A 23,578-nucleotide genomic window follows, 5' to 3' on the forward strand; every position below is an offset into this window, starting at 1 on the left:
GAAGGGGACGCCCGGCGGATGATGCGGAAGGGAACTGTTTTACCTAGGACACCGGAGGTTGGAGCAGATCATTCGGGGCCGGGGCCCGTGGGGGCGTCCACGTCGAGGACCCGGGCGTGGAGCACCGAGCGCTGGTGCAGTGCCGCGCGCAGCGCCCGGTGCAGGCCGTCCTCGAGGTAGAACTCGCCGCGCCACTGCACGACATGGGGAAAGAGATCACCGTAGAAAGTCGAGTCCTTGGCGAGCAGGGAATGCAGGTCCAGCACCGCCTTTGTGGTGATCAATGAGTCGAGCCTGACCTGCCGGGGCGGTATTCGCGCCCAATCGCGATGCGACAGGCCGTGCTCGGGGTAAGGGCGGTCGTCGCCGACTGACTTGAAGATCACCCTATTGAGTTTAAGAGAGTTTTCGACCCTTGCCTGCTTCAGCGGGCGTCTGCTGAGTCACGGAGCGGCTCAGACGCTGCCCTTGAAGGTGTCGCACTGGCCGGGCTCAGCGGTCTTGTAGCCGGTGCTGAACCACTTCATCCGCTGCTCCGCCGTGCCGTGGGTGAACCCTTCGGGATCGACGCGGCCCTGTGCCCTCTCCTGGATCCGGTCGTCGCCGACGGCGGCCGCGGCGTCGAGCGCCTCCTGGATCTCGGTGTCGGTGAAGGGCTTCTCGTAGAAGCCGGTGTCCACGGCGTTCTTGGCCCAGACGCCGGCGTAGCAGTCGGCCTGAAGCTCCAGCCGGACGGAGGCGCTATCCGCGCCCTGGCTGTTCGGGCCGACACGTTCCATGGTCCCGAGGAGATCCTGCACGTGGTGCCCGTACTCATGGGCGATGACGTAGGCCTGCGCGAACGGTCCGCCCTTCGCGCCGAACTTGCTCTCCAACTCGTCGAAGAAGGTCATGTCCAGGTACACGCGCTTGTCGCTCGGGCAGTAGAACGGGCCGACCTGCGAGGTGGCCTGGCCGCAGCCGGTGTCCACCGCCTGGGAGAACAGCACGGTGTTCGCCTTGGAGTACTGGCCGTTGCCGGCCTTGTCGAAGGCGTCCGTCCAATAGGCCTGGATGCTGTTCACCACACCGACCACGCGGCAGTTCTCCGACTTGTCGGCGTCGGTGCCCTTCTTGCATTCCTCGGAGCTGCCGGAGGTCGGCTGGACTCCTGTCGTGTCACCACCGCCGCCTGTGATGTCACCAGGGTTGATGCCGAAGATCAATGCGGCGATGAGGGCGATGATGCCCGCGGCGCCTCCACCGATGGCGAGCCCGCCACCACGAAGTCCGCCGCCACCACCACGGTTCTCGACCTGTGATGAATCCAGGTCGACGTCGTCACGGAAGTCCATTGGCCCGTTTTCCCTCGTCTTAGGTTTTCAGGGTCCTATATGAACCGGCTAGTGCCCCGCAGCGAAACGATCATGCGCGTTCGATGCAGAGACGCAGGTCAGGCCGAGTGCCGAAAACAGGACCGAGGGCAGGCCGTCCATCTTCAAGGCTGTCACCGCTGGGCGCCAACGACCGGCCGGGCCGGGCGTGGGATCCCAGGTCCTTGATCAATGGCGGGTTACTGTGGCGATCAGGCGACCATGGATAGTGATATGGAGGTTACCTTGCGTTCGGAAAACGAGGTGCCGCCCCCCGCCTACTTCGTCCGGAGCGTCCCGATCATGCCGACGGGCAGGTGGGTGCGGGACAGGGTCACGACCCAGGGCCCCTACGTCGCGGGACTGGTGCTCGCCCTCGCCGCCGGCGCGGGTGTGGGCATCGGTCTGAGCCCGTCGTGCGGGCTGACCGCGCCGCTGCCGGACCGCTTCGGCTACGAACCACGCTTCCCGGACCGCCCCGGGCTCCCGTACGTCGTCCAGTGGCAGCCCATGCCGCCTCGCCTGCCTTCGGGGGGCCACTGACGCGGGTACGCCCGAAGAAACCGGGACACCGCAGCGGCACAGCCCATCAGAGGGTCTTCGATGCCGGGGCCCGTCACCGCGCTCACCCCGCGGACCCGGACGCACGAAGGGCCCGGTTGGATCGACCGGGCCCTTCGTGTTCTTGCTGCTCAACCAAGCGCGGAGGATAGGAGATTCGAACTCCTGAGGGGTTGCCCCCAACACGCTTTCCAAGCGTGCGCCCTAGGCCAACTAGGCGAATCCTCCGCCGAGAAGCTTACCGGACTTCCGGGCCAGTGAAGACCACGGAGACGACCACGAATCGGTCTCGGAGTTCGGGGCCGAGGGCGCACCGAGCACTGCCGCGCCCGGCTAGACTGTCACCGGACCCCTCGCATGGCGTCATCCTGTGAACCTCCCCAGGGCCGGAAGGCAGCAAGGATAAGCGGGCTCTGTCGGGTGTGCGAGGGGTCTCTTCGCTGGAGCCCCGGGACGGTGCCGTCACATGAGCGTGCTGCTCGACCCTCGTGGACTTCCGGTGGACCACCACTCCGACCCCCTAGGCGAGGAGACGGCATGAGTCTCGCCCTTTATCGCAAATACCGGCCTGGGACGTTCGCCGAAGTCAAGGGTCAGGACCACGTCACCGAGCCGCTGCGGCAGGCGCTCAGCACCGGCCGCATCAACCACGCCTATCTCTTCAGCGGCCCTCGCGGGTGCGGCAAGACCTCCAGCGCGCGCATCCTCGCCCGCTCGCTGAACTGCGAGAAGGGCCCGACCCCCGACCCCTGTGGCGAGTGCGAGTCCTGCGTGGCCCTCTCGTCGACGGGCCCGGGCCATCTCGACGTCATCGAGATCGACGCCGCCTCCCACGGAGGCGTGGACGACGCCCGAGACCTGCGCGAGCGCGCCTTCTTCGCCCCGGTCTCCGCGCGTTTCAAGATCTACATCATCGACGAAGCGCACATGGTGACCCGCGAGGGGTTCAACGCGCTGCTCAAGCTCGTCGAGGAGCCGCCGCCGCACCTGAAGTTCGTCTTCGCGACCACCGAGCCGGAGAAGGTCATCGGGACCATCAAGTCCCGCACCCACCACTATCCGTTCCGGCTGATGCCGCCGGCGACGCTGCGGCAGCTTCTGGAGGAGATCCTCGAATCCGAGTCGGTGCCGTACGAGCCCTCGGCGCTTCCTCTGGTCGTGCGCGCGGGCGCGGGCTCGGCGCGCGACTCCCTCTCGATCCTCGACCAGCTGCTGGCCGGCGCCGACGACGCGGGCATCACCTATGCGCGCGCGGTCTCGCTCCTGGGCTACACCGACGCGGATCTGCTCGACGAGATCGTCGCGGCCTTCGCCAGACGCGACGGCGCCGAGGTGTTCCAGGCGGTCAACCGCGTGATCGAGGGCGGCCACGACCCGCGCCGCTTCGCCATGGACCTGCTGGAGCGCTTCCGCGACCTGGTGGTGCTCGCGAACGTCCCTGAGGCGGCGGCCAACGGTCTGCTCGACCGCCCGGCCGACGAGCTGGAGCGGCTGGTCGGGCAGGCCGCGTCGATGGGCCCGGCCGAGCTGACCCGGGCGGCCGAGGTGTTCAACGCCGGGCTGACCGAGATGCGCGGTGCGACCTCACCCCGGCTGCTGCTGGAGCTGATGTGCGCCAGGGTTCTGCTCCCGGCCGCCGAGCAGGGTGAGGCCGCGCTGCTCGCCCGCCTGGAGCGACTGGAGCGCGGCGGGGTGGTGGCCGCGGCCGTCCCCGTGCCCGCCGCCCCTGCGTCCCTGCCCTCCGCCGGCGCGGTGCCTTCGGCCGGCACGGCCGCCGCGCCCGGCGCGGCACCCCCGGCCGAACCGGTGCGCCAGGCACCGCAGGTCCAGCCCGCGCAGCCGGTCCAACCGGCGGACCAGGCTTCCGAGAGCGGGCAGGCCGAAGGCCGGGCGCCCGCCGCGCGTCAGGCGGCGGACGACTGGCCCGCGCCCTCGCGGCCCGGTGCGGCCCAGGCACCGTCGCGCCGGCCCGAACCGTCCCCGGCTCCGGCGGCTCCATCGACGCAGGTGGCCTCCTCGGGCGGCGCCTTCCACCAGACGTGGCCGCAGGTCCTCGACGTGCTCAAGCAGCGCTCCCCGGCCGTCTGGGCCAACGTCAACACCAACTCCCAGCTCATCGGCGTCGAGGGCAACATCGTCACGCTGGGCTTCAGCCAGGTCGGCGCCATGCGCAACTTCGTCAACGGCGCCAAGGACGCCGTCGTCGCGGCGGCGATCGCCGCGGTGATGGGAGGCAACTGGCGCGTGGAGGCCGTGGTCGGCAATTCCGGCGGTGGCGGCTCGCCCTCGGCCCCCGCGTCCTCGGCTCCGCCCCAAGCCGTACGGCAGGCTCCCGCGGCCAGGCCTCCGGCTTCTCGTCCGGACAGCGTGCCGTCCCCGCGCCCGGACACTTCGCAGGCGGCCTCGCCGCCCGCGGCGCAGAGAGAGACGGGCCGGAGGCAGGCCGCCCAGAAGCCGCAGGCGGCGCCCGCGGCCTCCGACGAACCCTGGCCGGACGCGCCGCCTCCGGACGACGAGGGCCCGGCGAGCGGCCCCGGCTTCTCGGCCTCCGGTTCCGGCCTCGCGGCGGCCCGTTCGGCGGCGCACGCGGCGGCCCAGGCAGGGCCCCGGCAGGGCGGTGCCGCCGGCTGGCCGGACGCTGTGCCGCGCCGTTCCGGTCCCTCCGCCACCGAGGCCGACGAGGTCGACCCGTACAACGACGAGGACGCCGACGCCGATTCGCTGACCGGCATGGCGCTGGTCCAGCGGGAGCTCGGCGGCCAGGTCATCGGCGAGATCGACCACGCCTGACAGTGGTTTTACCGCGAAATGGCGCCACCGCGCGACAGGAGCGCTCGACCAGGACACTCCCTGGCCCTGATCTGACGCTGTACGGGCTTCTCCGTGACCGACCGACTATGGAAGATGCTCCCGACCTGCGGCGGGTGGCGAGGTTCCGCACCACTTGCCCGGATCGTACGGCGAACACTGACGTGCGCCAGTGCAACATGCGTGGCAAACCCCGTAGGCTCGTGCCACACGCGAAGCCATGAGGAGCGCACGATCGTGAATCCAGGGGATGTCAACTTGCAGCAGTTGCTGGAGCAGGCGCAGCTCATGCAGCAGCAGCTCGCGACGGCCCAGCAGGAGCTCAACGACGCGGAGATAGAGGGAAGCGCCGGCGGTGGCCTCGTCGTCGCGACCGTCAACGGGAGTGGTGAGCTGCTCGAGCTGAAGATCAGCCCCAAGGCCATCGACGCCGGTGACCCGCAGGACACGGCCGACACGATCGCCGATCTGGTGATCGCCGCCGTGCGCGATGCCGTCCGCGCGGCCGCCGACCTCCAGCAGGAGAAGCTGGGCCCGCTGGCACAGGGCCTTGGCGGGGGCGGATTCCAGCTGCCGGGATTTTAGGCGTCATGTACGAAGGGGTCGTCCAGAATCTGATCGACGAGTTGGGCCTGCTGCCCGGCGTCGGTCCCAAGAGCGCGCAGCGGATCGCCTTCCACCTGCTGTCCGCGGATCCCGCCGACGTCAAACGGCTGGCCCACGCTCTGCTGGAGGTCAAGGAGAAGGTCCGGTTCTGCCGCGTCTGCGGGAACGTCGCGGCCGAAGAGGAGTGCCGGATCTGCCGGGACGTCCGGCGCGACCCCCACATCATCTGCGTCGTGGAGGAATCCAAGGACGTCGTCGCCATCGAAAAGACTCGTGAGTTCCGTGGTCGCTACCACGTGCTCGGTGGCGCGATCAGCCCGATCGAGGGCGTCGGTCCCGATGATCTCCGCATCCGCGAGCTCATGAAGCGGCTGGCGGACGGGGCGGTCACCGAGCTGATCCTCGCGACCGATCCGAATCTCGAGGGGGAGGCCACGGCCACCTATCTCGCCAGGCTGGTGAAACCCATGGGTTTGAAAGTGACACGATTGGCCAGCGGTCTGCCGGTCGGCGGAGACCTCGAGTACGCCGACGAGGTCACCTTGGGCCGCGCGTTCGAAGGACGGAGGCTGCTGGATGTTTGACGAGTGGAGCGCTCTAGCCGATCGCATCGCGGCACACGCGCAGAACTACCTCGACGGCCTGACCAGGCTCGCGGGCGGGGAGGGCGGCGACGCCATGCTTCCCATGCTGCTGGTCGAGGTCTCACAGGTCAGCCTGGCGGGCGCCCAGCTCGGAGCGGCCCAGGACGTGATCCTGCAGGGCAACTTCGAGCCCGCGACGGGCCCCGACCCCGACCTGGACGGGGTGCGTACGGCCCTGGCCACGCGCCTCGGCCCTGTGGACGACTACGCGGAGGTCTTCGACCCCTACAAGGACACGGTCGTCACGCCTTACCGGCTCTCCGACGACCTGGCGGCCGTCGCGGCCGATCTGATCCACGGGCTCGGTCACTACCGTGCGGGGCGCCCCCTTGAGGCCCTGTGGTGGTGGCAGTACTCCTATTTCAACACCTGGGGCAACCACGCGGGTGCCGCGATGAGGGCGTTGCAGGCCCTGGTCGCGCACACACGACTGGACGTCGTGGAGGAGACCACGACCGCCTGACCGTCCACAGGCGGGTGCCTTTCGTCCACAGAAAAGCCCTGATTTCCACAGGTCACGGCCGCGGTTGTCCACATGCTGGCCAGTTCAGTTGGGTCGTCTGAGCGCGCCAGTAGACTGTGGGCTCCGCAGACTGACCCTTGGGGAGACATCCCGTGGCGCTCGTTGTCCAGAAATACGGTGGTTCCTCCGTCGCCGACGCATCCCGCATCAAGCGGGTCGCCCAGCGCATCGTGGCGACGAAAAAAGCCGGCAACGACGTCGTGGTGATCGTCTCGGCGATGGGTGACACGACCGACGAGCTGCTCGAGCTGGCCCAGCAGGTGACGCCGCTGCCCCCGGGGCGCGAGCTCGACATGCTGCTGACGGCCGGCGAGCGCATCTCGATGGCCCTGCTGGCGATGGCGATCGCCAACCTCGGCCACGAGGCGCGGTCCTTCACCGGCTCGCAGGCGGGCGTGATCACCGACTCCACGCACGGCAAGGCGCGCATCATCGACGTGACCCCCGGCCGCATACAGGGTGCCCTGGAGATCGGTCAGATCGCGATCGTGGCCGGCTTCCAGGGCGTCTCGCAGGACACCAAGGACATCACGACACTCGGACGGGGCGGCTCCGACACCACGGCGGTCGCCCTCGCGGCGGCCCTCGATGCCGACGTCTGCGAGATCTACACCGATGTCGACGGCATCTTCACCGCCGATCCGCGCATCGTCTCCGCCGCTCGCCAGATCCCACGGATCTCCTACGAGGAGGCCATGGAGATGGCCGCCTGCGGCGCCAAGATCCTGCACCTGCGCTGCGTGGAGTACGCCAGGCGGTTCGACCTGCCGATCCACGTCAGAAGCTCGTTCAGCAGCAGGGAAGGCACATGGGTCGTCTCCGATCCCAACACTGAAGGAAACGAGATGGAGCAGCCGATCATCTCCGGTGTCGCACACGACCGGAGCGAGGCAAAGATCACTGTCGTCGGGGTTCCCGACAAGGTCGGAGAGGCCGCGGCCATCTTCAAGACGCTCGCCGCCGCCGAGGTGAACATCGACATGATCGTGCAGAACATCTCGGCGGCCGCCACCGGGCGCACCGACATCTCCTTCACGCTTCCCTCCGACGACGGAGCGGTCGCCGTCACCGCCCTGAAGCGCATCCAGGAGCAGATCGGGTTCGAGAAGATCCTCTTCGACGACCAGATCGGCAAGGTCTCCCTGGTCGGCGCGGGGATGCGCTCGCACCCCGGCGTCACCGCCAAGTTCTTCGGCGCCTTGGCCGACGCCGGCGTCAACATCGAGATGATCTCGACTTCCGAGATCCGCATCTCGGTCATCGTGGGCCAGGAGGACGTGGACCCGGCCGTGACCGCCGCCCACCGCGCCTTCGACCTCGATGTCGACCAGGTCGAGGCCGTGGTCTACGGAGGCACCGGACGATGAGCGACCAGCGGCCCCGCGCCGGCGAGGAGAGTGACCCCATGGTGAACGCCACCAAGCCCACCCTGGCCGTCGTCGGCGCGACCGGCGCCGTCGGCACGGTGATGCTCGACATCCTGTCCAGCCGCCCAGATGTGTGGGGCGAGATCCGCCTCATCGCCTCGCCTCGCTCGGCGGGCAAGCGCCTCGTGGTGCGGGGCGAGGAGGTCGAGGTCATCGCGCTCTCGCCCGAGGCCTTCGACGGGGTCGACGTCGCGATGTTCGACGTGCCCGACGAGGTGTCGGCCGAGTGGGCGCCGGTCGCGGCGTCCCGTGGCGCGGTCGTGGTCGACAACTCCGGCGCCTTCCGCATGGATCCCGAAGTGCCGCTCGTGGTGCCCGAGTGCAACCCCGGGCAGGTGCACCGGCGTCCCAAGGGCATCATCGCCAATCCCAACTGCACGACGCTGTCGATGATGGCCGCCCTCGGCGCCCTCCACCGCCAGTACGGCCTGCGGGAGCTGGTCGTGGCCTCCTACCAGGCGGTCTCGGGCATGGGCGTCTCCGGGCCCGAGAGGCTCTACGACGAGATCGAGGCCGTGGCGGGCAACCGCACGATCGGCACCGTCGCCGGCGACGTGCGCAAGGCCGTTCCCGACCTGGTCGACTCGCCGTTCCCCGCGCCCCTCGCCTTCAACGTGGTGCCGGCGGCGGGCTCGCTCAAGGAGGACGGCTGGTTCTCCGAGGAGCTCAAGGTCCGCAACGAGTCCCGCAAGATCCTCGGCATCCCCGACCTGAAGGTCTCGGCGACCTGCGTGCGGGTCCCCGTCATCACCACCCACTCGCTGGCGGTGCACGCCACCTTCGCCGAGCCGGTGACGGTGGACGCCGCCAGGGCGGTGCTGGAGGAGGCCCCGACCGTTGTGGTCCTCGACGATCCGGCGAACGGCGTGTTCCCCACGCCCGCCGATGTCGTCGGCACCGACCCGACCTACGTCGGCCGCATCCGCCAGGCGCTCGACTTCCCGAACACCCTCGACATGTTCGTCTGCGGCGACAACCTGCGTAAGGGCGCGGCCCTCAACACCGCCGAGATCGCCGAGCTACTGGCGGCGGAGTTCTCCGCGTAGGCGAGTCGCACGGCTCTTGGGTCACCCCGTAAAGGGGCGACCCGTAACGGGGACCTCGTGAGCCGTAACGGTGACCCGTGAGCCGTAACGGTGACCCGTGAGCCGTAACGGTGACCCGTGAGTCGTAACGGGGACCTCGTGAGCCCTGACGGTGACCCGTGAGTCGTAACGGGGACCTGTGAGTCGTGACGGGGACCTGTGAGTCGTGACGGTGACCCGTGAGTCGTAACGGGGACCTCGTGAGTCGTTGACGGGGACCTCGTGAGTCGTGACGGGGACCCGTGAGCGGTGAGCGGTGATGTTGTGTGCTGGCGCCTGGGTGGGGGTGTGCCCGGGTCAGTGGTAGGTGATGTCCCAGTGGCTGGGTTCGTCGGCGTAGACCGTGTAGCCCTGGGGGCGGCGCTCGTAGTAGAGCCTGGCGCCGTCCCCACGGACCTGGCCCTTGCGCTTCTTGCGGATGTACCGGTCGACGCACCTGTTGTGCTCGATGTCGATCTTGTAGCCCCTGCCGTGGCTGACGGCGCCTCTGGCGTGGCCGACCTCGGTTCCCCCGGTGACGACGATCCCGCAGCCACTGCGCCGCTTCAGGTTGACGACGCCCCACAGCGTTCCGAGCCGTACGGAGTCCAGCGACGTGCACGAGGGCCGGAACCGGTTGGCGCAGTGGCCCGATGACCTCCACCGGAGGCCCGCGTGGCGCAGGCGCCGCGCGGCCTGCGGGTGCTGAAGGCGTACGGCCCGGTAGAGGCGGTGCTGCCTCCAGAGCATCGCGCTCACCATCCCGGCGGACCTTCCGACGCGTGCGGTCCTGCCGATGCCCTCCACCTGTCCGGTGGCGTACCCCACCCTCGTCGCGTCCGCCGCCGTGCGCAGGGTGGCGGGAATCGAGTAGTTCAGGCCCCGCTGTCGCAGGCGTAGCCGCAGGGTGTGGCCGTTCGCGGGTGTGCCGGCCTCCTTGCCGGCATGGTGAGGCAGGGCCCGGACCGCGGCGCCTGGCCGGCGTGGAGTAGCCGCCGAGGCCGGTCCGGCCGAACCCATCGCCGTGACTGTGATCTGCACGGCGAGCAATGCGCACGCACCAAGCCACGCGGGCCTTCGAGTGCATGGATGCAAACCCATATTGATCCTCTGTCGCAGGGCGCCCCTCCGCCAGAAGATCTATCCCACCCCCGGAAAGTGCTGACTCCACTACTCTGCGTGTTTTTGCGGGAAAATGGCGGCCATGCTGTGCGTCTGTGACCATGAAGGGCTACGAGTCGTACAGTGGCCACGTGGTCGAATCGACGCCAAGAGCGCGTGGGGGAGAAAAGACCCGGGAGGTCATCGTCGAGACGGCCCTGCGCCTGTTCCGGGAGCGGGGGTACGAGGCGACGACCATGCGGGCCATCGCGGCCGAGGCGGGTGTCTCCGTGGGGAACGCCTACTACTACTTTTCATCCAAGGAGCAGTTGGTCCAGGCGTACTACGACCGGGCGCAGACCGAGCACGAGGCCGCCTGCCGCGAGCTTCTCGCCTCCGAGCGGAGGTTCGCCGAGCGGTTGAGCGGCGTGCTCCGTGCCTGGGTGAAGGTCTCGGAGCCGTACCACGGGTTCGCCGTCAAGTTCTACAAGCACGCCTCCGAGCCCAGCAATCCGCTCAGCCCGTTCAGCGGGGAGTCCGCGCCCGCCCGTGAGGCGGCGATCGGCATCTACCGTCAGGTCGTCGAGGGTTCCGCCGACCGCATCGACGCCGAGTTGCGTGCGGAGCTGCCCGAGTTGCTGTGGCTGTCGTCGATGGGCATGGTGCTGTTCTGGGTGCACGACACCTCGCCCGGCTGCGAGCGCACGTACCGGCTGATCGAGGTGATGGTGCCGTTGATCGACCGGCTGGTCGGCCTGTCGCACCTGCCGGGGCTGCGCGGGGTCACCCGTGACTTCATCACCGCCATGCGCGAGCTGCGGGCCTGAAGAAGGCCGCCGCCGGGCGGATGACGTGCGCGACATACCGGCCGGTTGGTATGGTCTCGCTCAGGAGGTGGACAGTGAAGCGTTGGGGTATCACGATCCCGTTCTTCGATCGCACCATGGCCGAGTCCAAGGACCTGGTGGCCGAGTTGCCCGGTCTTGGATACACCGACGCGTGGTCCTCCGAGGTGAGCGGCACCGACGGCTTCGTCCCGCTCGCCCTGGCCGCCGACTGGGCGCCCGGCCTGCGCCTCGGTAGTGCCATCGTCCCGGTGTCCACCCGGGGCCCCGGCCTGCTCGCGATGTCGGCCGCCACCCTGGCCGACCTCGCGCCCGAGCGGTTCGTGCTCGGCATCGGCGCGTCGTCCCCGGCCATCGTGGAGCGCTGGAACGCCGGCGAGTTCACCAAGCCGTACGGCAGGACCCGTGACACCCTGCGCTTCCTGAAGCGGGCCCTCGCCGGGGAGAAGGTCACGGAGAAGTACGAGACCTTCGAGGTCAAGGGCTTCAAGCTGGAGCGCGCGCCCAAGGTGGCTCCGAAGATCGTGCTGGCCGCCCTCCGCCCCCGCATGCTCCACCTCGCGGCCGAAGAGGCCGACGGCGCCATCACCAACTGGCTCTCGCCGGAGGACGTACGCCAGGTGCGGGCGGAGGTCGGCCCGGACACCGAGCTGATCGCCCGCCTGTTCGTGTGCGTCAGCGAGGACACCGACAAGGTCAGGGCGCTGGGCAGGCGGATGCTGGCGGCGTACCTCACCGTGCCGGTGTACGCGGCGTTCCACGACTGGCTGGGCCGTGGCGAGGTGCTCCGGCCGATGCACGAGGCCTGGGCCGCAGGCGACCGCCAGGCGGCGCTCAAAGCCCTTCCCGACGAGGTCGTGGACGCGCTGATCGTGCACGGTGACGCGGCGACCTGCCGGGCACGGATCCGGCAGTACGTCGACAACGGCCTGACCACGCCGGTGCTGGCCCCGATCCCCGGTGGTGAGGTCCCGATCCCGCAGGCTGTACGCGATCTCGCACCGTCCGCGTCCTGAGCCGGGGACGGAACTCCGTCCGCGCACCGGACGTTATCGGGGTGCGCGCAAGGGTAGTGGCGCGGTCACGGTATCCGACCGTGCGCGCACAGACGGAGGGGGCCATCATGGGCAAGGCTGGACGTGCGACCGCGGCCTATCGCGCCTACAAGGATGTCAGCCGGCCCGGCTCGCCGGGCCTGATGGACCGCGTCAGGGCACTGCCGAGGATGGTCGGCGGCGCCCTTCGCGGGGAGTACCGCGACCTGGGCAAGAAGAAGCTCGCTTTGATGGGGATGGGCATCCTCTACATCGTCTCGCCCATCGACGTCATCCCCGAGTTCCTGCCGCTGATCGGTGTGACCGACGACTTCGGCGTGTTCCTGTGGCTGATGACCTCCCTGCTCGGCGAGAGCGGCCGATACCTCGACTGGGAGCACAAGAGGGTGCGGGGCGAGGTCCTCTAGCCCCCAGGGCTGTGGTCTCCGGGTTCCCCTATAACTCTTCCCTGAGGAGCCAGGCGCGTGAGGGCAGGGGATGCCCGAAGAGCCGCGCCGCGTTGCCGTACGCGACCCTGGCGATGTCGGCGGGCGGCAGGCTGCCGAGGTTGCGTGCCAGTGCCTGCTGGACGTCGGGCCAGGTGGACTCCGAGCGTGGGTAGCCGCTTTCGAGCAGGACATGCTCCAGCCCCACGGCCAGTCGCACTCCCGACAGCGCGTAGTCGTCGAGAGTGCCGAAGTAGAAGTTGCGGCGGAGCACCTCGCTGGGCTTGAGACCGCCCTCCCAGGTGGCCTCGCCCGCGACCGGGTGGTCGAGGGCGTAGTCGGCGCGGGCGGCCAGCATGGGGAGCCAGCCGACGCCACCCTCGACGATGAGGATGCGCAGCTTGGGGAAGCGCAGCGGCACGCCCGACCAGAGCCAGTCGGCGCAGGCGAACATCGCGCTGGCCGGGATCATCGTGGTGATGGCCTCGATGGGGGTGTCCGGCGAGGGCACCGGCGACCAGGACGAGGCGCCGGTGTGCAGGCAGACGACCGTGCCGGTCTCCTCGCACGCGGCGAAGAACGGATCCCAGTGGCCCGTGTGGATGGACGGCAGCCGCAGCCGGGTCGGGAACTCGGGGAAGACCACGGCCTTGAAGCCGCGAGCGGCGTTGGCCCGGACCTCCTTGGCGGCGACCTCGGGGTCGGGCAGCCAGGGGAGCTGCAGGGCGATGATGCGCTCGGGATAGGTGCCGGCCCAGACGTCGCAGTGCCAGTCGTTCCACGCGCGGATGAGGGCGAGGCCGAGGTCCTGGTCGCGGGTCCTGGCGAAGGCCATGCCCGACTGCACGGCGAGCATGCCGGGGAAGCTGAGCGCCGCCCAGACCCCGGCGATGTCCATGTCGTCGATGCGGGCCTCGATGTCGTGGCAGCCGGGCCGCATCTGCTCGAAGCGCACGGGGTCGAGGGTCCACTGGTCGCGCGGGAGGCCCGCCCCGGCGTCCAGGCCGGCGCAGGCGTAGGTGCCGCCGCCGTACCGCCACACCTGGTGACCCGCCTCGGTCTCCACGACCTTGGGCGCGGCGTCGACGTACTTCTCCGGAAGTCTGCCGTCGAACAGGTCCGGCGGCTCGATCAGGTGATCGTCGACGCTGATGATCACATAATCTCGCCGCCTTGGCTCGGGGTCAGGGGGCAGCGATGTGTTCACAGGGAAAACCGTATGCCGCAGGAATAACACGAGACAAGCTGGGAGGTCTCCGGTTGGTATCCGTTCGTACGGGCATCCGATCTCGGGCCGGTTAAGGGGCTTGTCAATTGGGGTGACATTTCCGGCGATATCGCAGTCATGGGGTGGTGACCTGCACGGCGAGGACGGGATACCGGGTCGCCGGGCCGTCGGCTCCGGAGGAAAGCTCCGCCTCGGCGCCCTCGCTCTCGAAGCGCACGACGCAGGGGCGCGGCGGGACGTGGCGCCGCCGGTGCCGGATCACCGCGAGCCGCGGCCCGCCGATCGCGGCGCCCGTCGCCCTGAGGCGGCCACCGGCCAGATCGGCTCGGGCGTGTTCAGCGCCTTCGTACTTCACCCACACGACCGATGCCATGGGCGCCTCCGGGTCCGCGACGAACGTCTTCACCGGAAACGTTACGTGCGCCGCGGACCATACGACGCCGTGTTCCGTAGTCCGTCATCGCCCGGCGCCCCCGGAAATGACCTCGTAGGCGGCGCCAGGCCTCTGCTACCTTTATCGGCATGAAGCGCGCTGCCATGACGACGACGCCGGAGAGTGTCCCGGCGCGCTGACAGCTGACTTAGTCCGAAGCCCCGGGGCGAGTGCCCCGGGGCTTCGTCTTGCGGTCACTCGCCCGATGTCCGCGAGGAGACCACCATGCACGACCATCGCAAGCTCGGCCGCGAGCTGGACCTGTTCGACACCGACCCGCTGATCGGCGCGGGACTGCCGTACTGGCTGCCGGACGGCGCGGCCGTGCGGCACGCCCTGGAGGAGTACATCCGCGCCGCCGAGCGGCGGGCGGGCTACCGGCACGTGTACTCGCCGGTGCTGGCCAAGCGGGAGCTGTACGAGATCTCCGGGCACTGGTCGCACTACAGCGACGACATGTTCCCCCCGATGAATCTCGGGTCCGAGCAGATGGTCCTGCGGCCGAGCCTGTGTCCCCACCACGCGCTGATCTACCGCTCCCGTTCCCACAGCTACCGCGAGCTGCCCTTGCGCATGGCCGAGCTGGGCGGCATGTACCGCTCCGAGCTGTCGGGCGTGCTCGGCGGGCTGACCCGCGTCCGTGCCATCCAGCTCAACGACGCGCACATCTTCTGCACCCTGGACCAGGTCGCCGACGAGGCGCTTGCGTCCCTGGAGATGATCCGCCAGGCGTACCAGGCGCTTGGGATCACCCCGGCCCGCTACCGGCTCTCCCTGCCCGGCCCCGGCGGGAAGTACGTCGCCGGCCCCGATATGTGGCGGCGCTCCACCGCCCTGCTGACCGACGTCCTCGACCGCTCCGGCCTGCCCTACGAGGCGGCCGAGGGAGAGGCGGCGTTCTACGGCCCAAAGATCGACGTCCAGATCGCCGACGGCGCGGGCCGGGAGTCCACCCTGTCCACCGTCCAGGTCGACTTCCACCAGCCCGAGCGGTTCGACCTGCACTACATCGGCGCGGATGGCGCGAAACACCGGCCCGTCATGGTCCATCGCAGCATCATCGGCAGCGTGGAGCGGGCCGTCGCCCACCTCATCGAACAGCACGGCGGGGCCTTCCCCGCCTGGCTCGCCCCGACCCAGCTGGTGATCATCCCGATCTCCGACGCCGAGGTGCCGAACGCCGAAGCGCTCGCCCGGCGATGTGCCGGCCTCGGGCTGCGAGCCGAGATCGCCGGCCCGGAGCGCGGCAGCCTGGGGGCCCGCATCCGGGAAGCCCGCCTGGTGCCCTACCAGGCCGTGATCGGCGCCAAGGAGGCCGCGGGTGACCAGGTGGCCCTCCGCCTGCGTGACGGCCGCCGCCTCGATCCGAGGCTCGCCGACGACGTCCTCACCGGTATCGGCGCTCTCGTCGATGCCCACAGCACCGACCTGTGGGACGGCGCCGCCTGGCGGCGACAGGGGCGCGGTCAGTGACCGGGGGCCGGGACCGCGTCGGTGCCCGGTGCGGACCGGCGTTCCGCCTGCAGATCGTGGGCCTCACGGCGGATCAACAGGACCCACCCTCCGACCGCGATGCCGATGAAGAGCCACCACTGCACGCTGTACGCCAGGTTGAGGCCGCCACCGCCGCCCAGGTCAGGCGGGGGAACAGGGTCGGGGGCGGGCGCGGTGCCCGGCCGCTGCTCGGTCAGTTCGACGTATCCGCCGAAGAGCCGGTACGGCATCGTCCTGGCGAGGTTCGGGGTGTTGATCAACAGCACCTGCCGGGCCGGCAGGCCACTGCGGTCGTTGATGCCGGTGCTGTCCTCGGTCTCGGCAGGGCGTAGCCGCCCGGTGACACTTACCTCACCGGCGGGCGGGGGAGGGACCTCCGGCGGAGAGTCCGCGGTGGGCCCTATCTTCACCCAGCCCCGGTTGACGACGACGGCGGTGCCGTCCGCCATGACGAGTGGGGTGAGCACGAAGTACCCGGGCCGGCTGTTCTGGGTGCGGCGCCGGACCACCAGCTCATGGGCCGGGTCGTAACGGCCGGTCGCGGTGACGCTACGGAACTTGAGGGAGGGCGGCACCTCGGCGCCCGGCTTGTCGATGCTGGTCAGCGGCACGGTCGGCGCGGCCAGGTTTCCCGTCGCGACGTCGCTCGCAGCCGACCTCTCCTCATAGCGCCCGAACTGCCACCTGCCCAGCAGAAGGAATGAGGGGATGAGCACCAGGACCAGCACGTGGAGTGCCAGCCAGCGAGGCGTCAGGAGGAACCGGTACACGCCTTCAGCCTAGGCAAGCCGGGGAGCGGTCCGTGACTCGACCGTGGCCTTGGCCTGGGAGTTGTCCCCGTGGCCACCCCGACTCCGCGTTCCCTGCGACGTCGTGCCTGGGTAACGGCCCGGCATCGCCCGGCGCCGTGTCCGGGCCCCGGCGGAGCGTGTCCGGCCATGTGTGTCCTTGGACGTGGTGAAGACGTCGCCACCCGCCGATCATGATCTCGTGGAACCACTCGCGGACGGCGGAGGCATGCCGTACGGTCGTTTGGGTTCGTCCACGGCAGCTTGTTTCCGGCCTTCGGGAGCCCTCTCAAAAATGATCGCGCCTACTCTCGCGCTGCCTCCTGCCGCGCAGCATCAGGTGTTGCCGAGGATGAACGTCCTGATCCGGCACGCGGTGCCTCGTGTGCTGGAGGGCATGATCCTTCCGGTGGCCGTGTTCTACGCGGGCCTGCTGCTCGCGGGGATCCGCGGCGGGCTGGTCATGGCGATGGCCTGGGTCTACGGAGGGGTCGCGCTGCGCCTGGTCCAGCGCAAGGCGGTGCCGGGCACCGTTCTGCTGGCGATGCTGGCTATCACGGTACGGGCGGTGCTGGCGCTGGTCACCGGCGATGTGGTGATCTACTTCCTGCAGCCGACCCTGGGTGTCTTCTGCGCGAGCCTGGCCTTCCTGGCCACGGCCGCCACCCCACGCCCGCTGATCGAGCGGGTCACCACCGATCTGGTGCCGCTGCCCGACCATCTGGTCCACCATCCACGGATGCGCAGGTTCTTCGTCCACCTGTCGCTGCTGTGGGGCGCCGTCCAGTTCGCCAACGGGTCGCTCAGCCTCTGGTTGCTGTTCAGCGAGCCGATCGAGACCTACCTGATCGTCAGGACGGCGGCGGTGGCCGTGCTGATGCTCCTCGCGGCCCTGGCCTCGCTGCTCGCCTTCAAACGGGTGCTGCGGGCCGTGCAGCGCCATTAGCCGCGCGAGCCGGCGCCCTCGTGCGGGGCTCAGCCGGCGCGCCGGGCGCCGGGGCCGAGTCGTGGGGTGACCTGGCGCGGCGAGGGCACCTCGTGGCCCTCGGCGCAGCGGAGTCGCACATCGATGGGCGAGCCGCAGTCGCGGTGGGTCAGCACCACCGGCGGGCCGCTCGGATCGGCCATGTAGCGATCGCCCCAGTGCATGAGGCTGACCATGATCGGATAGAGGTCGAGGCCCTTCTGGGTGAGGCGGTACTCGTCGCGCCGGCGGCGGCCCGGCTCGCGGTAGGGGACCTTGCGCAGCAGGTCCGCCTCGACCAATCGCGCCAGCCGGGCGCTGAGCACCTGCCGGGGTGCCCGGGTGCCGGCCTGCAGGTCGGCGAACCTGCGTACCCCGTTGAAGGCTTCCCGCAGCACGAGGAACGTCCACTTCTCGCCGAGGATCGCGAGCGTGCGTTCGATCGAGCAGTTCTCCACCCGGAAGAGGTTCGGCTCGCTCATTCTGGCATCGTAGGCGTTCATTTTCGGTCCTCCAACGCAGCTAAGTCTAGTTGACAGACTCAGGTGCGCTAGGACAGGCTGAGTTCGTGACTGGAACCCAGGTGGTGATCGCCCAGGTCGCCGCACCTGTGGCGGCGCCGGTGATCGAGATCCGGCCCGCGCGGATGGACGACGAGCAGAGGGTCAGAGCGTTCGTCGAGTCCCTCTCCCTCAGGAGCCAGACCCTGCGCTTCTTCTCCGGAATGACGCGGCCCGACAGGCGGCTGGTACGGGCCATGATCACCGTCGACGACCATCGTGACGTCCTGCTGGCGGTGGACGGCGACGACCGGGTCCTCGGTCATGCCATGAGCTTCCAGCGGGGGGACGCGACCGAGATCGCGGTCGTGGTCGCCGACGAGTGGCAGGGGGTGGGGCTCGGCTCCCGTCTTGTACGGACGTTGCTGCGGCGGGCCGTCGCGGGAGGGGCGGTCCACGTCGGTATGGACGTCATGGGGGAGAACCGCAAGGTCCTGTCGATCATCAAGCGGTGGTGGCCGGACGCACAGGTGCGCGTCGAGTCGGGCACCGTCGAAGTCCTCGCCAGGATCACCGCCCACCCGTCGGCGTAGGACCACGCTCCCAGACAGCGCGTCCCCGCGGTCCTCCGCTCCCATCCGGTGAACCGGCCCCGGGGAGGAGGATTTCGGGTGGGGCGGCGGCGAGGCTGGAAGCATGATTGAGCTCACTTCGCTCACCAAGCGCTACGGCTCGACGATGGCCGTGGACGAGTTGTCCTGCACCGTCCACAGTGGCCTGGTCACCGGATTCCTCGGCCCCAACGGGGCCGGTAAGTCAACGACCATGCGCATGATCCTCGGGTTGGACCATCCGACCCGGGGTGAGGCCCGTATCGACGGCAAGCCGTACGCCGAGCACCGCCATCCCCTTCGCAAGGTCGGCGCGCTGCTGGACGCCAGAGCCGTCCACGGCGGACGCAAGGCCCGTGACCACCTGCTCTGCCTGGCGCAGAGCAACGGGATCGCGTCCTCGCGGGTCGAGGAGGTGCTGGATCTCGTCGGGCTCGCCGAGGTCGCCAGACGGCGCGTGGGCGGCTTCTCGCTCGGCATGTCCCAGCGCCTCGGCATCGCCGCCGCCATGCTCGGAGACCCGGAGATCCTTATATTCGACGAGCCGGTCAACGGGCTCGATCCAGAGGGAATCCTGTGGATCCGGACGCTGATGCGCGATCTGGCCGCCGAAGGCCGTACGGTCCTGGTCTCCAGCCATCTGATGAGCGAGATGGCCCAGACGGCCGACCACCTGATCGTGATCGGCAGGGGACGGCTCATCGCCGACACCCGGATGGACACGTTCATCGGCGGCAGCTCGCAGCGGTACGTGCGGGTGCGCGGCCCCCGGCTGGCGCGACTGGCCGAGCTCCTTGGGGACGGCCGTGACGGGGCCCGGGTGGAGCGGCACGACGACCACCTGCGGGTGACCGGGACGACCGCCGCGGCGGTCGGCGAGTCCGCTTCGGCGGCCGGCCTGACCCTGCACGAGCTGGCGACCGTCGAGCCGACCCTGGAGGCGGCATACATGGAACTGACCCAGGACATCACCGAGTTCGCGGGGGTGACGGCATGACCGGCCTGCTTCGCTCTGAATGGACCAAAATCTACTCGGTCCGCTCGACGGTATGGGCCCTGCTCACGGCGGTCGTCGTCATGCTGGGCCTCGGCGCGATCATCTCGGGTGCGACGGCGGGTCTCGGGGACCGGGCGGCGCTCACCGATCCCACCACGGTCAGCCTCGCGGGGGCGCCGATCGCGGCGGTGGTCGTGGCGTCGCTCGGTGTCCTCCTCATCAGCGGTGAGTACCGCACCGGCATGATCCGGACCACGTTGGTCGCCGTGCCGCGACGGCTCCGCATGCTCGCCGCCAAGACCGCCGTGTTCGCCGCGGTGGCGTTCGCGGTGTCGCTGGTCATGTCGTTCGCGTCGTTCTTCGTCGGCCAGGCCCTGCTGGGCGACAAGGCCACGGCCCTGGGCGCTCCGGGCGTGCTGCGCTCGGTCGCCGGCTGCGCGCTGTACATCGCCGCCGGCGGGTTGTTCGGCCTGGCCCTCGGCACGCTGGTCAGGCACACCGCCGGAGGAATCGTCGCGGTGGTGCTGCTGACCCTCGTCCTGCCGCAGATGACCGCTTTGCTGCCCGGCGGGTGGGGCGCGACCGTACGGATGTACTTCACCACCAATGCCGGGCAGCAGCTCCTCCGCCCCCACGCGGAGGCGGGACAGCTCGATCCTTGGGCGGGGTTCGGCGTCTACTGCGCCTGGATCGCGATCACGCTGCTGTTCGCCGCCGTGCTGCTCAGGCGCAGGGACGCCTGACCGCCGCCGTGCCGCCACCGGCCTGCCGCCAAGGGTGATCGAGGCAGGCCGGTGCCTTGGGACGGCGGCCGTTGTTAAGATGATTCGACCCCGGAGTTTGCAGAACAAGGTTCTGCTGGGTCACCATTGTGAATGTGAAGAGTGCGAAGAACGGACGAGACGGCCGCACCCGCATCATCGATGGTGCGCTGCGCCGCTTCAGCCAGGACGGGGTCTCCGCCACGACCCTCGCCAGCCTCCGCGAGGAGAGCGGGGTCAGCGTCGGAAGTTTCTACCACCACTTCGCCAGCAAGGAACACGTCTTCGGGGTGCTCTACTCCGAGATCCAGAACATGTACCAGCAGGCCTTCGTCGACGAATTGTTCCGGCACGAGAGCGCCCAGGGCGGCATCGAGGCGATCGTGGCCATGCACATGGCGTGGTGCGGGGAGCACCCCGAGCGGGCCCGCATCCTGATCAGCGAGCGTCCGCCCCGCCGCGAGGAGCCGGGCGGCCCCGAGGTCGCCGAGTCGCGCAGGGCGTTCTTCCGCCAGGTGTCCGACTGGTGGCGCCCCCACATGAAGGACGGCGTCCTGCGCACCGTGCATCCCACGATGTGTTACGTCCTGTGGCTCGGCCCCGCCACCGAGATGTGCCGCCTGTGGTTCTCCGGCGCCCACCAGCCGACCGAAGAAGAGATCAAGGCCCTGTGCGAGGCCGCCTGGCACAGCCTCCGCCTGGCCTGAACAGGGCCTGCTCGCGGGTGCCGGGATGCCTGAGCCCAAGCTGGACGATGGCGGACGCGCGCACCTCGTGCGAGGGGGTGCGCGCGTCCGCCATCGTCCAGTGGTTGGGCGGGGTCGGCCGTGGCGTCAGAACAGGTTGTGGGACGGCCAGGCGGTGACCTGCTGGACCGCCTCCCACATCATGCCGTCGAGATTGATGTTGTTGCCGTTGGCGAGGGCCGCCCAGCAGTATTCGCCGCTGGTGCGCACGACGATGGCCTCGGTTCCGCTGAGTCTGCCGGTGTGCCACCAGTTGCCGGCGGAGTTGACCGACCAGCCGCTGGCGTAGTTGGGGTTGGCCGACGAGGGCGTGGTCATCGTGGTCGTCGTGTCACGGCGCAGCAGATCCGGCACGGTGGCGAAGCCGTCCGCCCGCACCGCGAACCGCGCGATGTCGACGGGCGACGCGAGCCATCCGCCGTGGGAGTCCATCCGCCTGACGGGCATGCTGTACGGGTCGCTGGTGCTGTAGTAGACCACCTCGTCGGCTCGCTTCTCCGCCCGGGTGTTCCCGGCGATGTGCATGTTCGAGATCCCGCTGGGCGCGAGCACGTTCTGGCGTACGTAGTCCGCGTACGGCTGCCCGGTGATCTGTTCGATGACCCGGCCGAGCAGGCAGTAGCCGAAGTTGGAGTACATGTACGTGGTGCCCGGCGTGAACTGCAGGGGCCGGCTGTCCAGCACCCAGCCGATCAGTTGGGCGTGGGTCATGGTCGGGTTGGTGAACATCGGGTCGTTGCCGTCGTTGGTCCACCCGCCGGCGGTGTGCTGGAGCAGGTGCCGGATGGTGATCGCCTGGACGTTCGCGCTGTAGGGCTGTGTGCCGTAGCGGGTGCCGAGGACGCCGCCGGCGCCGAAGACGCGTTGCCCGAGCGTCAACCGGCCGCTCTCGACGAGTTGCATGATGGCGACCGCGGTGATCGGCTTGGACACGCTGGCGATGCGCAGCAGGTGCCGTTCGGTCAGACGCTCGCCGGTCTCCCGGTTCGCCAGACCGTAGCCGCGCGCGAAGACGAGCGAACCGCGCCGCGCGATCGCGAGCGATACGCCGGCCACCCCTGAGGAGGTCATGTGGCGGTTGACGACCTCATGGACCGCCGCGAAGTCTCCGTCGGTGGGTGTGTCGTGCAGCCACAGCGCCGCGAACCGGGGAGTGCCGTTGCCGTAGCCGCTCACCCGTGCGGGCCGGTATCCGAGTCGTTGATGCTCGTCGAACGCCGCCTGGTACGCCGCCGAGGTGAGACCGTGGCGTGCCGACCAGCGCGGCCCCGCGCCACGGGTCCAGATGGCCGCGTACAGGTCCGTGCCACCCACCGTGTATCCGCTGATGACGGCGGGCCGGTATCCCTGTGCGGTCAGCCGGTCGAACTCGGCCTGGTACTGCGCCGAGTTCAGGCCGTGCCGTGCCACCAGGGCGGGCCCTGGCGTGTTCTCCCAGATCGCCGCGTAAAGCGCCTGACCTCCGGACTCGTAGCCGTCGACGTGCACCGGCCGGTACCCCTGCGCGGCCAGCCGGTCGAACTCGGCCTGGTACTGCGCCGCGGTGAGATTGTGCCGTGCCACCCACGCCGGCCCGCCCGTCTGCTCCCAGATCGCCGCGAAGAGCACCTGCCCGCCGACCCTGTAGCCGTCCAGGTGGACGGGCCGGTAGCCCTGCGGTGTGAGCCGGTCGAACTCGGCCTGGTACTGGGCCGCGGTGAGGCCGTGACGGGCCACCATGGGAGGCCCTGGCCTGTTCTCCCAGACGGCCGCGTACGTGGCCTGCCCGCCGGAGTCGTAACCGTCGACGTGGACCAGCCGGTACCCCTGCGCGGCCAGCCGGTCGAACTCGGCCTGGTACTGCGCCGCGGTGAGGTTGTGACGCGCCACCCAGGCGAACGTGCCGGCCAGCATCGCGCCGGTGCGCTGGGTCACCGCCGCCGCCGCCGATGTCGCCCCCACCCCTCCGAGGCCGAGGAACGCGCCTACAGTCAGGCCTGCTCGAAGCAGGCTGCGTCTGTCGAACGCTGATGGATCCCCCATGTCAACCTCCCACCCCGCGCTCTCACCGCGCCGGTCGATTCGGTAGATACGCCATGTCTCATAGAGGGTGCGAGACGGCGACCCGCGGAACATGAGTAGCCCCCTACTCACCTGCGCATGATCTCAGCAGAGCGCGAAGAATCCCGGGACACACGCCATGGTGCCCGGGATGGAATCGCTAGGAGTATGCGCGCGGAGCCCGCGTTGCGGGAGGACGGTCAGACGAGTTGGCGGAGGCGGGTGGGGACGCACCAGGCCTCGTGGTTGAGGGAGATGTCAAGACGGAGGTCCTGGCGCTGGCGGCGGAGGCCGGGGACCTGGAAGCGGTCCTGGACGTCGAAGCGCCCGCGGCGGGGATAGCCGAAGCCCAGGGCACCGGGCAGCACTCTCAGGTCATCCCGGTTGCCGCAACTGGGGCAGGTCCACGCGACCAGATCCATGCCGCGGTTGTAGTCGTGGCAGGCGAGGAAATATTCATCTGGCTGGAACCTGGACTCGCAGGCGAAGCACGGGATCAACATCGAGATCCGCTCCTTGGAACATCTTGGTGCGGGCAGCGTACGCCCCAGTCGTATCTGTACCCGCTTGACCGCTGCTTGCGAACTACTTGAGTGCCCGGCGCC

The 23,578-nt window shown here is 69.5% G+C and carries 24 protein-coding genes, 1 tRNA gene, 1 other RNA gene and 1 pseudogene; 17 read left to right on the top strand and 10 right to left on the bottom strand.

Going from position 1 to position 23,578, the window contains the following annotated elements; all coding sequences use genetic code 11:
* Window positions 1-68: 68 nt before the first annotated feature.
* Complete coding sequence (locus ABD810_RS02335; RefSeq protein ID WP_344933594.1) at window positions 69-386, bottom strand: type II toxin-antitoxin system VapB family antitoxin; 318 nt, start codon at window positions 384-386, stop codon at window positions 69-71.
* Between the two features lie 69 nt (window positions 387-455).
* Window positions 456-1,334 (bottom strand): KPN_02809 family neutral zinc metallopeptidase, encoded by an 879-nt coding sequence (ypfJ, locus tag ABD810_RS02340; protein WP_344933595.1) that lies wholly within the window; start codon window positions 1,332-1,334, stop codon window positions 456-458.
* A 264-nt stretch (window positions 1,335-1,598) separates the two neighbouring features.
* On the opposite strand from ypfJ, the gene ABD810_RS02345 reads away from it, so the two are divergent.
* Entirely contained in the window at window positions 1,599-1,895 is a 297-nt protein-coding gene (locus ABD810_RS02345) for a hypothetical protein (protein WP_344933596.1), read from the top strand.
* 160 nt (window positions 1,896-2,055) lie between these two features.
* Here the strand turns inward: ABD810_RS02345 and ABD810_RS02350 are convergent.
* Window positions 2,056-2,141: transfer RNA gene (locus ABD810_RS02350), tRNA-Ser, on the bottom strand.
* 116 nt (window positions 2,142-2,257) lie between these two features.
* Here ABD810_RS02350 and ffs point away from each other — a divergent pair.
* The 7 genes from ffs to ABD810_RS02385 all read left to right on the top strand — a co-directional run bounded on the left by ffs (window position 2,258) and on the right by ABD810_RS02385 (window position 8,967).
* Window positions 2,258-2,353, top strand: an RNA gene (gene ffs, locus ABD810_RS02355) — signal recognition particle sRNA small type.
* Between the two features lie 97 nt (window positions 2,354-2,450).
* Complete coding sequence (locus ABD810_RS02360) at window positions 2,451-4,703, top strand: DNA polymerase III subunit gamma and tau (RefSeq protein ID WP_344933597.1); 2,253 nt, start codon at window positions 2,451-2,453, stop codon at window positions 4,701-4,703.
* A 255-nt stretch (window positions 4,704-4,958) separates the two neighbouring features.
* Window positions 4,959-5,306 carry a YbaB/EbfC family nucleoid-associated protein gene (locus ABD810_RS02365; RefSeq protein WP_344933598.1) on the top strand — a complete coding sequence of 116 codons (348 nt, stop codon included), beginning with the start codon at window positions 4,959-4,961 and terminating at the stop codon, window positions 5,304-5,306.
* Window positions 5,307-5,311: 5 nt separating this feature from the next.
* The gene (gene recR, locus ABD810_RS02370) at window positions 5,312-5,911 is read left to right on the top strand and encodes a recombination mediator RecR (protein WP_344933599.1); all 600 of its coding nucleotides are present in this window, start codon (window positions 5,312-5,314) and stop codon (window positions 5,909-5,911) included.
* Window positions 5,904-6,434 (top strand): DUF5063 domain-containing protein, encoded by a 531-nt coding sequence (locus tag ABD810_RS02375; protein WP_344933601.1) that lies wholly within the window; start codon window positions 5,904-5,906, stop codon window positions 6,432-6,434. Before recR ends, ABD810_RS02375 begins: the two co-directional genes overlap by 8 nt.
* Window positions 6,435-6,586: 152 nt before the next feature.
* Window positions 6,587-7,861 (top strand): aspartate kinase, encoded by a 1,275-nt coding sequence (locus ABD810_RS02380; RefSeq protein ID WP_344933603.1) that lies wholly within the window; start codon window positions 6,587-6,589, stop codon window positions 7,859-7,861.
* The gene (locus ABD810_RS02385; protein WP_425566836.1) at window positions 7,858-8,967 is read left to right on the top strand and encodes an aspartate-semialdehyde dehydrogenase; all 1,110 of its coding nucleotides are present in this window, start codon (window positions 7,858-7,860) and stop codon (window positions 8,965-8,967) included. The genes ABD810_RS02380 and ABD810_RS02385 overlap by 4 nt, the downstream gene beginning before the upstream one ends.
* Before the next feature lie 336 nt (window positions 8,968-9,303).
* Here ABD810_RS02385 and ABD810_RS02390 read toward each other — a convergent pair whose 3' ends face one another.
* On the bottom strand, window positions 9,304-10,026 hold the full coding sequence (locus ABD810_RS02390) for a hypothetical protein (protein ID WP_344933605.1): 723 nt from the start codon (window positions 10,024-10,026) through the stop codon (window positions 9,304-9,306).
* A gap of 182 nt (window positions 10,027-10,208) precedes the next feature.
* Between ABD810_RS02390 and ABD810_RS02395 the strand changes: the two genes are divergently transcribed.
* The 3 genes from ABD810_RS02395 (at window position 10,209) to ABD810_RS02405 (ending at window position 12,393) form a co-directional block, all read left to right on the top strand.
* Window positions 10,209-10,913 (top strand): TetR/AcrR family transcriptional regulator, encoded by a 705-nt coding sequence (locus tag ABD810_RS02395; RefSeq protein WP_344935380.1) that lies wholly within the window; start codon window positions 10,209-10,211, stop codon window positions 10,911-10,913.
* Window positions 10,914-10,963: 50 nt separating this feature from the next.
* Window positions 10,964-11,947: an LLM class F420-dependent oxidoreductase gene (locus tag ABD810_RS02400; protein WP_425566837.1), complete on the top strand. Its 984-nt coding sequence runs from the start codon at window positions 10,964-10,966 to the stop codon at window positions 11,945-11,947.
* Between the two features lie 80 nt (window positions 11,948-12,027).
* A complete protein-coding gene (locus tag ABD810_RS02405; protein ID WP_344933610.1) occupies window positions 12,028-12,393 on the top strand; it encodes a YkvA family protein in 366 nt (121 codons plus the stop codon).
* A gap of 28 nt (window positions 12,394-12,421) precedes the next feature.
* Here the strand turns inward: ABD810_RS02405 and ABD810_RS02410 are convergent, their stop codons facing one another.
* Both ABD810_RS02410 and ABD810_RS02415 read right to left on the bottom strand, forming a co-directional pair.
* Window positions 12,422-13,570 (bottom strand): amidohydrolase family protein, encoded by a 1,149-nt coding sequence (locus ABD810_RS02410; protein WP_344933612.1) that lies wholly within the window; start codon window positions 13,568-13,570, stop codon window positions 12,422-12,424.
* 184 nt (window positions 13,571-13,754) lie between these two features.
* Complete coding sequence (locus ABD810_RS02415) at window positions 13,755-14,045, bottom strand: hypothetical protein (protein ID WP_344933614.1); 291 nt, start codon at window positions 14,043-14,045, stop codon at window positions 13,755-13,757.
* A 249-nt stretch (window positions 14,046-14,294) separates the two neighbouring features.
* Between ABD810_RS02415 and thrS the strand changes: the two are divergent.
* Window positions 14,295-15,545, top strand: a pseudogene (thrS, locus tag ABD810_RS02420) (threonine--tRNA ligase); the annotation flags it as partial.
* On the opposite strand, the gene ABD810_RS02425 reads toward thrS, so the two are convergent.
* Window positions 15,539-16,336: an SURF1 family cytochrome oxidase biogenesis protein gene (locus tag ABD810_RS02425; protein ID WP_344933616.1), complete on the bottom strand. Its 798-nt coding sequence runs from the start codon at window positions 16,334-16,336 to the stop codon at window positions 15,539-15,541. The pseudogene thrS and the gene ABD810_RS02425 sit on opposite strands and share 7 nt — an antisense overlap.
* 370 nt (window positions 16,337-16,706) lie before the next feature.
* Here ABD810_RS02425 and ABD810_RS02430 point away from each other — a divergent pair, with 370 nt between their 5' ends.
* Window positions 16,707-17,300, top strand: coding sequence for a VC0807 family protein (locus ABD810_RS02430; protein ID WP_344933619.1), 594 nt, complete (start codon window positions 16,707-16,709; stop codon window positions 17,298-17,300).
* 29 nt (window positions 17,301-17,329) lie between these two features.
* Here the strand turns inward: ABD810_RS02430 and ABD810_RS02435 are convergent, their stop codons facing one another.
* Window positions 17,330-17,821: a winged helix-turn-helix transcriptional regulator gene (locus ABD810_RS02435; RefSeq protein ID WP_344933621.1), complete on the bottom strand. Its 492-nt coding sequence runs from the start codon at window positions 17,819-17,821 to the stop codon at window positions 17,330-17,332.
* A gap of 65 nt (window positions 17,822-17,886) precedes the next feature.
* Between ABD810_RS02435 and ABD810_RS02440 the strand changes: the two genes are divergently transcribed.
* The 4 genes from ABD810_RS02440 to ABD810_RS02455 all read left to right on the top strand — a co-directional run bounded on the left by ABD810_RS02440 (window position 17,887) and on the right by ABD810_RS02455 (window position 20,894).
* Window positions 17,887-18,411 carry a GNAT family N-acetyltransferase gene (locus tag ABD810_RS02440; protein WP_344933624.1) on the top strand — a complete coding sequence of 175 codons (525 nt, stop codon included), beginning with the start codon at window positions 17,887-17,889 and terminating at the stop codon, window positions 18,409-18,411.
* 103 nt (window positions 18,412-18,514) lie between these two features.
* The gene (locus tag ABD810_RS02445; protein WP_344933626.1) at window positions 18,515-19,426 is read left to right on the top strand and encodes an ATP-binding cassette domain-containing protein; all 912 of its coding nucleotides are present in this window, start codon (window positions 18,515-18,517) and stop codon (window positions 19,424-19,426) included.
* On the top strand, window positions 19,423-20,169 hold the full coding sequence (locus ABD810_RS02450; RefSeq protein WP_344933629.1) for an ABC transporter permease subunit: 747 nt from the start codon (window positions 19,423-19,425) through the stop codon (window positions 20,167-20,169). Before ABD810_RS02445 ends, ABD810_RS02450 begins: the two co-directional genes overlap by 4 nt.
* A gap of 134 nt (window positions 20,170-20,303) precedes the next feature.
* On the top strand, window positions 20,304-20,894 hold the full coding sequence (locus tag ABD810_RS02455; RefSeq protein WP_344933631.1) for a TetR/AcrR family transcriptional regulator: 591 nt from the start codon (window positions 20,304-20,306) through the stop codon (window positions 20,892-20,894).
* 126 nt (window positions 20,895-21,020) lie between these two features.
* Here the strand turns inward: ABD810_RS02455 and ABD810_RS02460 are convergent, their stop codons facing one another.
* A complete protein-coding gene (locus tag ABD810_RS02460) occupies window positions 21,021-22,955 on the bottom strand; it encodes a serine hydrolase (RefSeq protein ID WP_344933632.1) in 1,935 nt (644 codons plus the stop codon).
* Between the two features lie 218 nt (window positions 22,956-23,173).
* Window positions 23,174-23,476, bottom strand: a complete 303-nt coding sequence (locus ABD810_RS02465) for a hypothetical protein (protein WP_344933634.1) — start codon at window positions 23,474-23,476, stop codon at window positions 23,174-23,176.
* Between the last annotated feature and the right edge of the window lie 102 nt (window positions 23,477-23,578).

This window comes from Sphaerisporangium flaviroseum (assembly GCF_039537005.1).
In the GTDB taxonomy this organism is placed as follows: Bacteria; Actinomycetota; Actinomycetes; order Streptosporangiales; family Streptosporangiaceae; genus Sphaerisporangium; species Sphaerisporangium flaviroseum.

Excerpts from the sequence above, each read along its gene's own strand:
- ypfJ (WP_344933595.1), bottom strand. The coding sequence starts at position 1,334 with ATGGACTTCCGTGACGACGTCGACCTGGATTCATCACAGGTCGAGAAC.
- ABD810_RS02360 (WP_344933597.1), top strand. The coding sequence starts at position 2,451 with ATGAGTCTCGCCCTTTATCGCAAATACCGGCCTGGGACGTTCGCCGAA.
- recR (WP_344933599.1), top strand. The coding sequence starts at position 5,312 with ATGTACGAAGGGGTCGTCCAGAATCTGATCGACGAGTTGGGCCTGCTG.
- ABD810_RS02375 (WP_344933601.1), top strand. The coding sequence starts at position 5,904 with ATGTTTGACGAGTGGAGCGCTCTAGCCGATCGCATCGCGGCACACGCG.
- ABD810_RS02385 (WP_425566836.1), top strand. The coding sequence starts at position 7,858 with ATGAGCGACCAGCGGCCCCGCGCCGGCGAGGAGAGTGACCCCATGGTG.
- ABD810_RS02395 (WP_344935380.1), top strand. The coding sequence starts at position 10,209 with ATGAAGGGCTACGAGTCGTACAGTGGCCACGTGGTCGAATCGACGCCA.
- ABD810_RS02400 (WP_425566837.1), top strand. The coding sequence starts at position 10,964 with ATGGTCTCGCTCAGGAGGTGGACAGTGAAGCGTTGGGGTATCACGATC.
- ABD810_RS02430 (WP_344933619.1), top strand. The coding sequence starts at position 16,707 with ATGAACGTCCTGATCCGGCACGCGGTGCCTCGTGTGCTGGAGGGCATG.
- ABD810_RS02435 (WP_344933621.1), bottom strand. The coding sequence starts at position 17,821 with ATGAACGCCTACGATGCCAGAATGAGCGAGCCGAACCTCTTCCGGGTG.
- ABD810_RS02445 (WP_344933626.1), top strand. The coding sequence starts at position 18,515 with ATGATTGAGCTCACTTCGCTCACCAAGCGCTACGGCTCGACGATGGCC.
- ABD810_RS02450 (WP_344933629.1), top strand. The coding sequence starts at position 19,423 with ATGACCGGCCTGCTTCGCTCTGAATGGACCAAAATCTACTCGGTCCGC.
- ABD810_RS02460 (WP_344933632.1), bottom strand. The coding sequence starts at position 22,955 with ATGGGGGATCCATCAGCGTTCGACAGACGCAGCCTGCTTCGAGCAGGC.
- ABD810_RS02465 (WP_344933634.1), bottom strand. The coding sequence starts at position 23,476 with ATGTTGATCCCGTGCTTCGCCTGCGAGTCCAGGTTCCAGCCAGATGAA.